Source organism: Paenibacillus sp. FSL L8-0436 (genome assembly GCF_038593025.1).
Classification (GTDB): Bacteria; Bacillota; Bacilli; order Paenibacillales; family Paenibacillaceae; genus Paenibacillus_AQ.
The window spans coordinates 1,818,679-1,832,967 of record NZ_CP151955.1; the positions used below are offsets into that span (position 1 = coordinate 1,818,679).

A 14,289-nucleotide genomic window follows, 5' to 3' on the forward strand; every position below is an offset into this window, starting at 1 on the left:
TTGGAACCGGTTCCGGGCCTTTTTTCACAGCGATGTTGGAAAGAGGTTTTCTTTTTAAGATACTTGGAACCGGTTCCGTTGATGAGAACTAGACCAAATAGATAGTGGAGAGTCTGATGATAAAAATGGATAGAAAACAGCTGTACCGTCTTATTGAAGAAGCAGAGCCGGGTGAACGGGAAGCGCTTGAGCGGCTGGTCGCACGCAGCCCATGGAGACAACAATTTCATATTCAGCCGGAAGCGGGATTACTGAATGACCCTAACGGCTTCTCCTACTACGGAGGCGAATACCACTTGTTTTACCAGTGGTTTCCTTTGGGGACGCAGCATGGCATGAAATATTGGTATCATACTTCTTCTTCTGATCTGGTGCACTGGAAGAACCTTGGCATCGGCATTGCTCCGGGCGGGCAATACGATTCACACGGGGTGTTCTCGGGAAGTGCGATTGAGAAGGATGGCAAGCTGTTCCTGATGTATACGGGGAATACCCGCACCGAGGACTGGATCAGACTGCCCTATCAGTGCCTAGCTGTAATGGAACAGGACGGAACGGTTATAAAGCTCGAGCGTCCGGTGATATTCGATGTGCCGCCTGGCTATACAGATCATTATCGTGATCCGAAAGTGTGGAAGGCAGCGGAGGGCTACTACTGTGTCATCGGTGCGCAGCGCACTGATCATACAGGCTGCGTGGTGCTGTACAGCTCGCCGGATTTGCACAATTGGCGTTTTGAAGGGGAGCTTGGCACCCGGCTGATGAAGTTTGGATATATGTGGGAATGCCCCGATTACTTTGAACTGGACGGAGCAGGGGTGCTGCTGTTTTCCCCGCAAGGTCTTGCGCCGGAGGGCGGCAAATTCCCGAATATCTATCAGTCAGGATATCTCACTGGCGATCCGTTACGTTTGCCGGACAGGGATTTCCGCCATGGTGAATTTCGGGAGCTTGATTATGGCTTTGATTTTTATGCGCCTCAGACAACCCAGGCACCCGACGGCAGACGTTTGCTGGTCGGATGGATGGGGCTGCCGGAGATTGATTATCCTACGGATCAGCATGGCTGGGCGCATTGTCTGACTTTGCCCCGCGAGCTGACCTTGGAGAACGGCCGTCTGATCCAGCGTCCGGCCAGAGAACTGGTCAAACGCCGGGGGCGGATGACAGAGGCCCACACGGTAGTACACAGCGGGGCAGCTGAGATGAAGGAGCTTGGGGGTACCGTCTATGAGCTGCTGGCCCAGATCCGGGAGGATGGAGCAGAACGCTTCGGCATTGAGTTCCGTGTCGGCCCCAATGAGAGAACGGTCATCTATTACGATACTGCAGCGGGGAAAGTGGTACTGGACCGTTCTGAGTCAGGTCAAGCCCTGGCCCTGGAGTTCGGGACGGAGCGGAGCTGCACGACCGGTCTTCGGGATCACATGCTAACCCTGCAAATGTTTGTGGATACATCATCGGCTGAAGTGTTTGTGAATGACGGAGAAACGGTATTTTCGGCGAGAATTTTTCCTGAACAGGTAAGCACAGGCATCCGCCTTTATGCCGAAGGCGGCAGCGCGGAGTTCCGGGTTGTCCAATGGGAGATTGAATACAACGGGGAGGAATAGCGTTATGAATGAAAATCAAATGATCGCCAAGCAGGTTGTGCAGGCTATAGGAGGAGAAGACAACATCATCTCCTTCGCGCACTGCGCTACCCGACTACGTATTATGGTGCGGGACAAGGATAGCATTGACCAAGAGCAGGTCGAGGGCATCGACAAAGTCAAAGGGGCATTTTTTAACTCCGGACAGTATCAGATTATTTTCGGCACGGGCACCGTCAACCGTATTTTTGAAGAAGTAGAGAAGCTGGGCCTTCAGAGCACCTCCAAGGAAGATCTGAAAGATCAGGGCAAAAAGGCGGGGAATGTGTTCCAGCGGTCAATTCGCACTTTTGGGGACGTATTCGTTCCCATCATTCCGGTTCTGGTAGCCACCGGGTTGTTTATGGGACTGCGCGGTTTGCTGACCCAGCCGCAGATTCTTTCTTTGTTCGGGCTCGTGCCTGAGGATATCTCAGCTAATTTTCTGCTGTTCACCCAAGTGCTCACGGACACCGCTTTTGCTTTCCTGCCTGCACTTGTGGCCTGGTCGGCCTTCCGGGTATTCGGCGGCAGTCCCATTCTTGGGATTGTGCTTGGGCTGATGCTTGTCAATCCGGCTTTGCCCAATGCCTATGCAGTTGCCGGAGGGACGGCGGAACCGCTGATTATGTTCGGATTCATCCCGATTGTAGGTTATCAGGGGTCGGTACTGCCGGCATTTATTATGGGACTGATCGGGGCGAAGCTGGAAAAGGCATTACGTAAGCGCATTCCAGAAGCGCTTGATTTGATTTTGACGCCATTCCTGACTCTGCTGCTCATGATCACACTTGGCTTGTTCGCCATCGGTCCTCTGTTCCATTCCTTGGAGACGGGTGTACTGAATGCAACCACTTATGTGCTTGATTTGCCCTTGGGCATCGCAGGGCTATTGATCGGGGCGCTGCACCAGATTGTGGTTGTGACCGGCGTGCATCACATCTTTAATTTTCTGGAGATTCAGCTGGTGGAGCGTACGGGCGTCAACCCGTTCAATGCGATTATTACCTGCGCAATGGCTGCTCAGGGCGCCGCTTGTCTCGCTGTGGGACTGAAGACGAAGAATACCAAGCTGAAGGCGCTGGCATTGCCGTCCTCACTGTCCGCTCTGCTCGGTATTACCGAACCGGCGATATTCGGGGTCAACCTCCGGTATATGAAACCTTTTGTAATGGGGCTCATCGGCGGTGCGGCCGGCGGTTTCCTGGCTTCGCTGTTCCAACTGGCCGGCAACGGCATGGCCATAACGGTGATTCCCGGAACCCTGCTGTATCTGAACGGCCAACTTCCGCTGTACATTTTGGTCAATCTGGTTGCGATGGCTGTAGCCTTCGTGCTTACCTGGCTGTTCGGCTATCGTGATGAGGTGCCCGCAGGACCGGCAGAGCAGACGGCAGGCTCCGGTGGAACAGTATCAGCGCCTCCTCAGTCTGAAGAGATGCGTACGGAGAATACCGCGGACGTGAGTGTACGCGCGGCCTCCCCGGTCTTCGCTCCGAATCTGGTTGAGCCGGCAGATGAGCCGGGAACCCTTACATTCCTGGCTCCCCTTACAGGAACACTGGTGGCTCTGGATCAGGTGCCGGACCCCGGGTTTGCCGGCAAACAATTGGGAGATGGCATCGCCATTGAACCCAGCGAAGGCAAGGTCTACGCGCCGTTCGGCGGTACCGTGGCCCATGTGATCAAGAAAAGCAAACATGCCGTCATTCTGGAGCATGCCAGTGGAGCGCAGGTGCTTATTCATGTAGGTATTGATACAGTCTCCCTGAAGGGAGAAGGCTTCGTGCTTCATGTGGAGACCGGTGAGCAGGTGAAGGCCGGGCAATTGCTGATTGAATTCGATCTTGACGTGATCCGGGCTGCCGGGCTGTCTACGGTCACTCCGGTTATCGTTCCGGGGGGGATTGACAATGTGCTTGAGGTGAACCCCGCTTCGCCAGGAACAGTAACCGCCGGCATTGACAAGGCCATGCAAGTGAAAGTTGCGCTCCAGGAAATTTTATGATCCCGGAATGTTTGACTTAGGCACGTTATCGCAATATAGTAAACGGGACGAAGCAGCGGATTTCCGGCTTCGTCCCGTTTTGTTTTAATCGGGGTTGACCTTCCGTAACCATTATATTTTGTTTGACAGAGTAGGCGGTTTACGCCATAATACAATCCATACTAAACATATATGATTTATAAGAGGGGAGAGTCAGACATGTCACAGCTTAAAGCATTTAGAAAGTCATTTTGGATAGGAACCGTAGCACTTCTATTATTAGTGGTGGTTGCAGGATGCTCTGATTCCAAGAATAATTCTGAGTCAAATAAGAACGCCCAGCAGAACACGAATCAAGGGGCAAACCAGAGCGCAACTCCGGAGGAGCCTGCGGCGGGAGGAACCTTCGTCTATGGACGGCCTGCTTCCGTAACCTCACTTGATTTGCATAATCAGATTACATCGAATAACGCCTTTGCCATTGATAAAGTATTTGAATCTTTGGTTGCTTTTGACAGCAAGGGTGAAATTGTGGACTGGCTCGCCAAGTCCCATAGCATCAGTGAAGACGGCTTGACGTATACGTTTGTATTGCGTGACGGCTTGAAGTTTTCGAACGGTACTGAAGTTACTGCAGAGGATGCAGTATTCTCCTTACAGCGGCATTTGAAGGTTGGCGGACCGCTGGCGATAGCGGCAAAGGTCGATACCACTGTAGCGAAGGATAAACAAACGTTTGTTATTACGCTTAAAGAGCCTTACACACCGTTCATCTCTGAGCTGTCCAACTTCTCCAACGGAATAATTCCGAACAATTTCGGCGGGGTATCCGAAGAAGAGTTTTTCAAGAAACCGGTAGGTACAGGACCTTTCGTTGTTGAACAGTGGGATGCTGCTGGCGATCTGACGTTCACCAAGAACCCGAACTATTGGCAAGAAGGAAAACCTTATATTGATAAGCTTGTTTACAAGCTGATTGAAGATGACAGTCAGGCCATTAACCAGCTGAAGGCCGGAGAAGTGAATGCTATTGAATCTTTGGCATTGCAAAATGCCGATGAAATAAAAAAAGGCCCTGACACTACAGTAGTAACCAATGGCAGCTGGGTGACAGAGCAATTGTTCTTCAATACACTGGACAAGAATTTCTCTGATGTGCATGTCCGTCGTGCGCTCGCTCTGGCACTGGATCGTGAAGGCTTGACTAAGGCGCTTACCTTTGGATATGCACAGACTGCAAATTCATTGCTGCCGACAACCATTCCATATAATGCGAATGAGACAATCAAGGCACTGAACTTCGATCTCGATGCGGCCAAGGCGGAGCTTGCCAAATCTGCCTTCCCTAATGGATTCAATACAAAATTGCTTGTAGCCTCCGGCAACAGCACAAGAGCACAAGAGGCGCAAATTATCCAGGCAGCAGGTAAATCGATCGGGATTAACATTGAGATTGAATCCATTGAACTGGCCACTTTCCGTGAGCGTTTCTTCGCTTATGATTTTGCGGCAATGCTCAACAGCGGTCAAGCCGATTCTCCCGAAGCGAACTCGATTATCGCTTTTCAGACCGACCCGGAAGGCTTCAGTAAATCGTACTGGACCCATTACACGAATGATGAAGTGACCAAGCTTCTATATGAAGGCCAAAAAACGCCGGATGGTAAGGAACGTGAGGCAACCTACACCAAGCTGCTGCAAACTCTTGCTGATGAAGTTCCGTACATTCCTTTATATTATCCGGATATCCTGAAAGGCGTAGGATCTTCAGTGGATGGTCTCGTAGTTTTACCTAACGGCAGCGTTCGCTTTGAAGAAGTCCGTATCGGTAAATGATGAAGAGTAGCACGCTGTTAAGCCAATCGTCAGGAAGGAATACATCTTACAGCTGGCTTGTGACCGCTCTATTAAGAGCTTTGGCAGTGATCCTCTTTGTAGTGACCGCAGTCTTTTTCATCATCAGAATCGTGCCGGGAGATCCCGCGAAAATGATTCTGGGAGAATACAGCACACCTGAGGCCCTCGAGAGTATGCATCATACTCTCGGGCTGGATCTCCCTTTATGGGAACAATTCGTCCGGTTTGTGAAGACGCTGTTCACACATGGTGATACCGGCAATTCTATTATTACCGGAACCTCTACAAGAATGCTGATTGCCGAGCGGGCTCCCATTACTTTGCTGCTCATTGTGATGGCCTGTATCTTGGCAGTTATTATTGCCCTCCTGCTTGCTACGGTTGCAGCCACACACAAGGATAAGCTGCCGGATCATTTGATCCGTATTTTTCCTACAATAACTCTGGGTATGCCAATCTTTTGGGTTGGCATGCTTTTGATTCTGCTGTTTAGTGTCCGGCTTCATTGGTTTCCCGTTGGGGGTGTAGGCGAAGGTTGGTTAGGAACCTTGTACAGTCTTACACTTCCGGCGATTACCGTCGCCTTTTCGCAGATTCCTACGCTGGTACGTTCGTTAAGAGCACAGATGCTTGAGATATTGGAATCCGATTTTGTAGTCACACTGAAGGCTGCGGGATTGCCAAGCGGGGTTATCCTGTTTAAGCATGTGCTGCGCAACTCTGCGCTTCCGACGCTAATGCTGCTTGGCGTTAATATTTCTTATCTGATCGGCGGTACCCTGGTTGTTGAACAGGTGTTTGGCATCAAGGGAATTGGCAGCTTGCTGTTCACTTCAATTTCGAATCGGGATTTCCCGGTCATTCAAGGAATAGCGCTTTACTGTGCGATATCTGTTGTGATCATCAGCCTCCTGATTGAAATCATTTCGTGGTGGCTCGATCCCAGAACGAAAGGAAAACAATGAAACGTATAATAACAGAACCTATGTTGCTTGAGGACGCCAGGAAGACAAACGTTCTCCATCGAATAAGGAATACGCCTTCCCTTCTGGTGGGGAGCATTATGTTTGCAGTGCTTATTATCTTGGCTGTATTCATACCGTTTCTGAGTCCTTATGACCCTTCAGCGCAAAATTTGAGCGCCTTTTTGCAGCCTCCTTCTGCCGAACATTGGCTGGGGACGGATCAATTGGGACGCGATTTGTTTACGAGACTGATCTATGCGGCGCGAACCGATTTGAGCATCATGGTTCTGGCGGAAATTGTTCCATTCTGCACCGGTGTATTTTTGGGAATGGTTGCAGGGTATTACGGAAAATGGGCCGATAAGGTCATTACGCTGCTCACGGATACGTTTATCGCTTTTCCTTTTTATCTGATCGTGATTATCGTGGCTTTTGCCAGCGGAGCAGGTGAGCGGGGCATTTATATTACCTTTATGCTTGTAGGCTGGATTGTGTTTGCCCGTGTAGTCAGAGGTATTAGCGCATCGTTTCGCGAGCAGGAATGGGTGGCGTCCGCTCAGACGTTAGGGCTGCCAGGAGTGAAAATTATCCTTCGTCATCTCCTGCCCAATGTACTGCCTCAAGCGGTTGTAGTCCTTATGACGGATATGGTCGGACTTCTGGTGGCCATTGTTACACTCGGTTATCTTGGCATTGGCATTGCACCGCCAACCCCGGATTGGGGAACCATGATTTCGGATGGACAATCCTTCATAACTACAGCCTGGTGGCTCTCGGCGGTTCCGGGATTCGCAGTGGTGTATACGGGAATTGCGTTGTCTCTTGTGGGAGATGGTTTGGCAGACTTATGGAGGAAAAAATGATTTCTACAAGTCCGGTTTTGGAAATAGAAGCATTATCGCTGGGAACCAAGTCCAATACTAAATTAGTAAGCAATGTAAGCTTCTCACTGGGCAAAGGGGAGAGTCTGGGATTAGTAGGCGAATCGGGTTCCGGAAAATCGCTGACCCTGCGTTCGATTCTGGGATTGCTTCCACGAGGTGTTGAACAGACAGGCGGAGTCATTAAGAATGACGTAAGCAGCGCTATGGTATTTCAAGACCCGAGAGGGGCGCTGGACCCGCTCTGTCCGGTGGTTAAGCAGCTTGCGGAAGTCGTATATTATAGGCAGAAATTAAGCCGGAAGGCTTCACGCAGCGTGGCGCTGGAACTGCTCGAAATGCTTGGCCTGCCCGATTCTTTAAAGAGGGCCGACCGTTATCCGAGCCAGCTTTCAGGTGGGCAGTGCCAACGGGTAGTCATCGCCATTGCACTGGCATGCAAGCCGGGCATTCTTCTCTGCGATGAGCCGACAACGGCGCTGGATGTTACCGTTCAGCGGCAAATCATTGAAACGATCACCCGCCTGCAGAATGAACTGGGCTTTGCTATGGTATTTGTTACGCATAATCTTGCGATTGCAGCTGCCCTGTGCTCCAAGCTGTGTGTGATGAAAGAGGGGCGGATTGTTGAGCAGGGCGATACCCTCAGCGTTTTGCAGAACCCGCAAAATCCTTATACCCAAATGCTGATTAACTCGGTGCTTCCTCTGCCGGAGCTTGAAGGGAGCGGACAACCATGGAGCTAGCCCTGCAAGTGAAAAATCTGGCGGTTCATTACGGCGGATTTACTGCGCTCGATCATATCCATCTGAATCTGCAGCAGCATACTACCCTTGGCCTTGTAGGAGAGTCCGGCTCGGGCAAATCCACGCTGGCACGGGTCATTGCCGGGCTGATCACCCCGGGTGAGGGGCAGATTCTGCTGGGTGCACAAGAATTAACCAGGAAGAGAAGCCGGGAGCAGCGCAAGCGAATCCAGATGATCTTCCAAAATCCGGACGCTTCGCTGAATCCCAAGCACTCCATCAGGCAGATTCTGTCCGAAGCGCTTCTGTTTCATAAAATTGTCGGCCGCACGGAGGTCGAGCAGCGCTGTAAAGAGCTATTGAGCCGTGTTCAGCTGGAAGCCAAGGCATTGGACCGGTATCCTCACGAATTCTCCGGCGGCCAGCGCCAGCGGATCGCGATTGCCCGCGCATTAAGCATTGAGCCGAGCCTTCTGATTGCGGATGAACCGACCAGCGCCTTGGATGTATCTGTACAACGGAGTGTGCTCGAACTGTTTAACACGCTCAAAGGTGAGCTTAATCTTACTATGCTGTTCATCTCCCATGATTTGGGGGTTATCCATGCAATCAGCGATACGGTAGCAGTCATGCGGCAGGGAAAGCTGGTTGAGATCAGTCCCAAGGATCAATTCTTCGCCCGCCCTGAAACGGAATACAGCCGTGAGCTCTTATCCGCCGTTCCGAAAATGCCGAAGTCGATCACATCAGGAGGTTAATATGAGCCGAGAACATAAAGGATTTATACCGCTGTCATTGTCTGAGTTTGACACACTTACAAGCTTGCTCTCCCGGCTTTTGTCTACCGGTCATCCCCCGGTCATCATTCCCGGAGAGGCAATTCTGGGAATCGAGGCGGTAGCGGCGGGGATATCTGCGCCTGGCCGTACGATTCTAAATATAGTGACAGGACCCTATGGGAGTCTGTTTGGACAATGGCTTGAACGCGGCGGGGCAACGGTTGTTGAAGTAAAGGTCCCCTTTGATGAAGTAGTTACTGTTCAGGAAGTCGCTGCGGCGATTGAAAGGTTTAAACCGTGTGCGCTTTCCTTTGTTCAGGCAGAAGTGGTGACAGGCGGATCGAATCCGGCCAAAGAAATAATTAAGCTCGCACGCGCCGCTAACCTCGTTACGGTGACAGATTCCGTTTCGGCGGTTGGGGGAGAAGCCCTGCCGGTGGATGAATGGGGCGTTGATTTTGCAGCTATAGGCGCGCAGAAAGCTTTGGCCGGGCCTAACGGCGTCAGCGCCGTAAGCATCTCACCGCGCGGCTGGGAATTCCTCGAATCTAATAGCAATGCTCCGCGCAATTCCATTCTGTCCTTACTGGATCTTAAACCCTCACAGAAGGGGACAACACCGTTACGTGTTCCTCCCAACATTCCAACGCTGGAGGCAAGAGCTTTGATCTCGGCATTAACAGCCATTGAGGAAGAAGGCTTGGAACAGGTCATCAAGCGCCATGAATCGGCTGCGGCCTCGGCCGTTGCCGGTATCAAGGCCTTGGGTCTGGAGCCTTGGCAGAAGGATAGCCAACACTATTCTACACTGACTACGACGGTGCGGATTTCCGGGGAACCGGGCTTGCGTATCAATCAGCCTATCGGTATCGTAGCTCCCGGTGACGGAGAGCTATTCGGCCAGCTTCTGCGGATAAATCATTTCGGAACAAATGCTTCCCGTCAAAGCGTGGAAGAAGCCATTACGACGCTCGCCGGGCTGCTGAATCAGGACCCTGATCCTGCGCTCAAGGCAATCCGCCTGCTTTGGGGGAATGAACATGATCAATAAACATCCTGAGGCGTTAGCCTTCAATCATATTTTTATAGCTGGTATCGAAGGAAAACGTTTTGATATTAACATTAAGGACGGCCGGTTCTCCTCTATAGCTGAAACGGAGCCGCCTAAGGATCAGTCCGCTCATCCAGGCCAAGATTTATGGATCAGTCCGGGGGTTATTGATCTTCATACACATCTGGCTTGGACGGACTTTGACCATGAGGATCAATTGAAACGCGGCAGCCATGAGCTCGAAGTCATGCAGGCTGAGGCCTTCGAAGCCACTTTGCGGACCGGTGTAACAACGGCGCGTGATGCGGGCGGGATTCTGCCGAGCACCGTACGGCATCTCGTTCAGCACTATAAGCAGCCGCTTAGGGTGCAAACCAGCAGCGCTATGCTTGGAGCAGCGGATGCCCGCGGACTTAAGGTTTTGGAGGGGCGGCTGGCCGAGATTTTTGATACAGGAGCAGGCTGGATTAAGATTATGGCAACAGGCGGTCTTGGTGCACCTACTGAAAAAGTGCTGGAGCCGATTTTTTCAGAGGAAGAATTCTCTTTCATTGTCCGCCATGCGCATGCTCATCATAAAAAAGTCCTGGTGCATACCTGGGGCGGGGTAACGGTAGACTGGTCTATCGCTGCAGGTGTGGAATCCATAGAGCACGGGATGTTCCTGACCGGGGATCAGGCCGGCAGACTTGCTGAGTCCGGAACAGCTTTTGTGCCTACGACCTCAATTTATAGCATTGCCGCAGATCCGAAAGGCGTTCTGGCGCTGAACCCGGTTATTTGTGACCGGGCCGCCCGCGCTGCCGAAGCCCACTCCAAAGCGATTGGTTATGCCAAGAGGGCGGGGGTCCGCATAGGATTCGGTACGGATTATGCTACGCCTGCACTTCACGGGTACAACCTTCAAGAGCTGGATACGCTGATGGATTACGGCATGACCCGGGCAGAGGTGTGGCAGGCTGCCACACTAACTGCTGCTGAGATTCTGGGAAGCGGCAATGAGCTGGGGCGGATTTCCAGCGGATATCTCGCAGATGCTATTATTTTCAATGCTGATCCGTACCAGGCATCTAATGCAGAAGAACTGCGGAAGAGCATCGTTTCCGTCATTACCGGTGCAGAGGAATCGGAGCTGATTCAGGCTCAGTAACATTTGTGCAAGATCATAAATAATCAACCCGTTGGCATAGGCCTGCGGGTTATTTTTGTGCGTGCTGGGGAAAACATTGAAGACTAAAAAGTGTATTTATAGTAAACTGAATGTAAAGTGCCCATAATTCAATGGGGATATTTTGTTGAAAAGCTCTTCGAATGAAGAGTTTTTTCCATTATATAGAAAATGATGTGATATGTTTATGCAGCTTCGCGCTAGACTTCAGAAGAAAAAATTGCTGGAGAAATATCTTTCCGGCGAAGGTATGGATTATAGGCAAATTATAGCTTTATTTATTCCCATCCTGATTGACCAGGCCTTCATCATCGGGCTTAATCTGGTAAATACCGCAATGATCAGCTCGTCCGGGATGGCGGCGGTCAGTGCGGTGAATATGGTAGACTCGCTGAATATTTTTCTGATTAATGTATTTGTTGCGGTTGCAACCGGGGGGACGGTGGTAGTCGCACAGTATAAAGGCAGCGGAAATGACAAGATGGTGTCTCAGGCTACGGCCGGTTCGGTCACCTCGGTGTCGCTGATCGCCTTGGGAATCGGGCTTCTGATGATGGGCTTACATACTCCCATATTGAACCTTCTGTTCGGAACCGCCTCGCCCGACGTGCTGGATAATGCCCGGATCTATCTGATCGGCAGCAGTATCTCTTATCTGGGCATCGCGGTGGTGCAGGCGGTATGCGGAGCTCTGCGGGGAGTGGGCAGGACACGGGCTTCTCTGATGCTGTCGCTCATCATGAACCTGCTGTATGTTATCCTGAACGTAGTCTTCATTAATCTGCTGCACATGGGCGTGCTGGGGATGACGCTTGCGGTAAATATCGCACGGTACACGGGGATGGTCTGTGCCTTGGTGTATCTGTTCAAGGTGGATACGGCCCTGCGTGTGCGTTTTCGCGACCTGTTCCATATTCCGCTGACCATGCTGCGGAAAATCATGTTCATCGGCGTGCCGTTCGCAGCGGAGCAGATGTTCTTCAACGGGGGAAAACTGCTGACCCAGGTGTTTATTGTCAGCCTTGGCACTTATGCCATTGCGACCAATGCGATCGCCGGCTCGCTGGCCATGGTGTTTCAAATCCCAGCCAGTGCGCTGTCGCTAACCATTGTAACGGTAGTCGGCCAATGTATCGGTCGGGGGAATGTCGCCGATGCCAGAAAGTTCATCAAGGCCTTCCTTTGGATCGGGTCCGCTTCATTGGCATTGATCGCTTTGATCCTGATGCCGCTGTTCCACCCGCTGGTGTCGATCTTTTCTCCGCCTCCCGAGATCATTGACGATCTGTTTGTGGTGCTGCTGGTGAATTCCATTGCCCAGGTTCCGCTGTGGGCCGTCAGCTTTATTTTGCCGTCTGCGCTGCGGGCAGCGGGAGATTCCCGCTTCACCTCAATCACCTCGATGCTGACAATGTGGCTGTTTCGGGTGGTATTTGGCTATATCCTCGGGATCGTGCTGGGCTATGGCGTCATGGGAGTCTGGCTGGCGATGAACTGCGAGTGGGCCGTTCGCGGGGGTGTTTTTCTATGGCGCTTCCGGGGCAAGAAGTGGTTTGCGCATAAGCTGATTTAGATGTACCTGTTAAGGCTGTCGGGAACGTCCCGGCAGCCTTTTTAAAATCTGTAAAACTGTATTATTTCGGAAGCCTTACCGGTGTAGGGGAATCCGTTCATTTATCGGATCATACTCCAGCATCTAATATCATTCCCCTACGCCGACCTCAAATTAACCAACACAACCCCAGCAATGATCAGTAGTATGCCAAAAGTAGTTGTAACATTCGCCGCTTCTTTCCATACAACAATCCCTATGACGACGGTTAAGGCAGTGCCGGCACCTGACCATATGGCATAAGCGACCCCCAAGGGAATCTGTTGCAACGACAAAGACAAGGAGTAGAAGGCTACACCGAAACACAGGACCATCCCGATGCTTGGATAAACTCTCGTGAGTCCCTCTGAAGCTTTGAGCAGAGATGTCCCGAACAACTCACTGACAACTGCAACAGCCAAAAATAAATATGCTTTCACACTCACTTACCCCCGTGATCAATATTGCCCTTACAAATACCCACCAGCAAGAGATCCACCATTTGCCCCAGCGCCCTCTCAAGCGACAACCCGTCCTGAACTTCATATTGGTGCTCCATCAAACGATAGAACGCCCCGATATACACTTGAATAAACAATTCAAAATCAAACTCACGGAGTTCCCCATTCCTGACTCCTTTTTCAACTAGTAACCTAATGTTATCCCAGCCATTATGGATGTAATGATCGACTTCCGCCCATTGAACAGGATAACGCTGCTTGAGTTCTTCAAGAAAATGTACGTTATGTAAAACAAGTCTGCTCGGCAATAGCGCCAATGTCTTATGCAACTTGTCCATATTGGACAGAGAACTTTCGTTTATGATTAATTGCTCGGCATGTCTCATTTCTGACACAGATTGCTCGACAATATAACCTATGATCTGCTCCTTGGATTCTATATTTTGATATAAAGTCTTTGTGCTAATGCCGGCACGCTTTGCCACATCTCTTATGGAGAATTTCAACCCCCGCATCTTAATTTCAGCTACCGAAGCTTGAATAATTCTTTCCTTCATCGCTCTCACATCCACACTTATTTATTGGGTTGTACGGCCGTCATTGACGCCGCATATCGCCCTTTCTTCATGATCGAAGGCAAAAAGAACAATGGGTACACCATGAGAAACAAATTCGGAACCCACCAGGACCAATCCAGATCCAACCGGATCGCCCAGAAAGCTATCGCCTGCAGCCCGGAGCAAAAGGTCAGACTGAGTGATAGGAGACATAGCGGCAGCCACTGTCCCTTATTCTTTTTAAAAAAGTACATACTCAAAAGACCGGTTAATGAGATCAAAAGATCCAGAGGCACAAACGATATATTCCAGGCCATCATGATTTCATTATTGTAGTCTTTATACAGATATTCATCCGGCACCAGATGAAGCCATGTCACTAACCAGTAAATCAGGAACCCTACGTCTGTAATCACCATGAGCAGCTTTAGCGGTTTTGTCATCTTGTGAGGGATCACCTCCTTATGTAATGGAAAACAAATAAAACAATTTGTTTTATTTGTTTTATTGTAAATCAAGTTATCCCCAGAGGCAAGTGTGATTTGCCGCTTTACCTAGATATCATCATGTAATCCAGAGTGAAAATTAAAACTATGATAGCAAGACCTTTACTTG

13 protein-coding genes are annotated in these 14,289 nt (G+C 50.6%); 10 read left to right on the top strand and 3 right to left on the bottom strand.

What is annotated here, in order from left to right:
- Nucleotides 1–119 precede the first annotated feature (119 nt).
- The 10 genes from NSS79_RS08390 (at nt 120) to NSS79_RS08435 (ending at nt 12,638) form a co-directional block, all read left to right on the top strand.
- On the top strand, nt 120–1,613 hold the full coding sequence (locus NSS79_RS08390; RefSeq protein WP_342440328.1) for a sucrose-6-phosphate hydrolase: 1,494 nt from the start codon (nt 120–122) through the stop codon (nt 1,611–1,613).
- 4 nt (nt 1,614–1,617) lie between these two features.
- Nucleotides 1,618–3,639, top strand: coding sequence for a sucrose-specific PTS transporter subunit IIBC (locus NSS79_RS08395; RefSeq protein ID WP_342438996.1), 2,022 nt, complete (start codon nt 1,618–1,620; stop codon nt 3,637–3,639).
- A 198-nt stretch (nt 3,640–3,837) separates the two neighbouring features.
- Nucleotides 3,838–5,454, top strand: coding sequence for an ABC transporter substrate-binding protein (locus NSS79_RS08400; protein WP_341119772.1), 1,617 nt, complete (start codon nt 3,838–3,840; stop codon nt 5,452–5,454).
- Nucleotides 5,451–6,440, top strand: a complete 990-nt coding sequence (locus tag NSS79_RS08405) for an ABC transporter permease (RefSeq protein WP_342438997.1) — start codon at nt 5,451–5,453, stop codon at nt 6,438–6,440. The genes NSS79_RS08400 and NSS79_RS08405 overlap by 4 nt, the downstream gene beginning before the upstream one ends.
- A 20-nt stretch (nt 6,441–6,460) precedes the next feature.
- Complete coding sequence (locus NSS79_RS08410; RefSeq protein ID WP_341119851.1) at nt 6,461–7,303, top strand: ABC transporter permease; 843 nt, start codon at nt 6,461–6,463, stop codon at nt 7,301–7,303.
- Nucleotides 7,300–8,067 (top strand): ABC transporter ATP-binding protein, encoded by a 768-nt coding sequence (locus tag NSS79_RS08415; RefSeq protein ID WP_342438998.1) that lies wholly within the window; start codon nt 7,300–7,302, stop codon nt 8,065–8,067. The genes NSS79_RS08410 and NSS79_RS08415 overlap by 4 nt, the downstream gene beginning before the upstream one ends.
- A complete protein-coding gene (locus tag NSS79_RS08420; protein WP_342438999.1) occupies nt 8,058–8,825 on the top strand; it encodes an ATP-binding cassette domain-containing protein in 768 nt (255 codons plus the stop codon). Before NSS79_RS08415 ends, NSS79_RS08420 begins: the two co-directional genes overlap by 10 nt.
- Nucleotide 8,826: 1 nt before the next feature.
- The gene (locus NSS79_RS08425; protein ID WP_342439000.1) at nt 8,827–9,897 is read left to right on the top strand and encodes an aminotransferase class V-fold PLP-dependent enzyme; all 1,071 of its coding nucleotides are present in this window, start codon (nt 8,827–8,829) and stop codon (nt 9,895–9,897) included.
- Nucleotides 9,887–11,047, top strand: coding sequence for an amidohydrolase family protein (locus NSS79_RS08430; RefSeq protein ID WP_342439001.1), 1,161 nt, complete (start codon nt 9,887–9,889; stop codon nt 11,045–11,047). The genes NSS79_RS08425 and NSS79_RS08430 overlap by 11 nt, the downstream gene beginning before the upstream one ends.
- 205 nt (nt 11,048–11,252) lie before the next feature.
- The gene (locus NSS79_RS08435; RefSeq protein ID WP_342439002.1) at nt 11,253–12,638 is read left to right on the top strand and encodes an MATE family efflux transporter; all 1,386 of its coding nucleotides are present in this window, start codon (nt 11,253–11,255) and stop codon (nt 12,636–12,638) included.
- Between the two features lie 137 nt (nt 12,639–12,775).
- Here NSS79_RS08435 and NSS79_RS08440 read toward each other — a convergent pair whose 3' ends face one another.
- From NSS79_RS08440 to NSS79_RS08450, 3 genes are read right to left on the bottom strand one after another with little or no spacing between them, the layout of a single operon-like run.
- The gene (locus NSS79_RS08440) at nt 12,776–13,096 is read right to left on the bottom strand and encodes a multidrug efflux SMR transporter (protein WP_076113600.1); all 321 of its coding nucleotides are present in this window, start codon (nt 13,094–13,096) and stop codon (nt 12,776–12,778) included.
- Nucleotides 13,097–13,098: 2 nt separating this feature from the next.
- Nucleotides 13,099–13,674 carry a TetR/AcrR family transcriptional regulator gene (locus NSS79_RS08445; RefSeq protein WP_076113599.1) on the bottom strand — a complete coding sequence of 192 codons (576 nt, stop codon included), beginning with the start codon at nt 13,672–13,674 and terminating at the stop codon, nt 13,099–13,101.
- A gap of 17 nt (nt 13,675–13,691) precedes the next feature.
- Nucleotides 13,692–14,117: a DUF5360 family protein gene (locus NSS79_RS08450; RefSeq protein WP_076113598.1), complete on the bottom strand. Its 426-nt coding sequence runs from the start codon at nt 14,115–14,117 to the stop codon at nt 13,692–13,694.
- Nucleotides 14,118–14,289 lie beyond the last annotated feature (172 nt).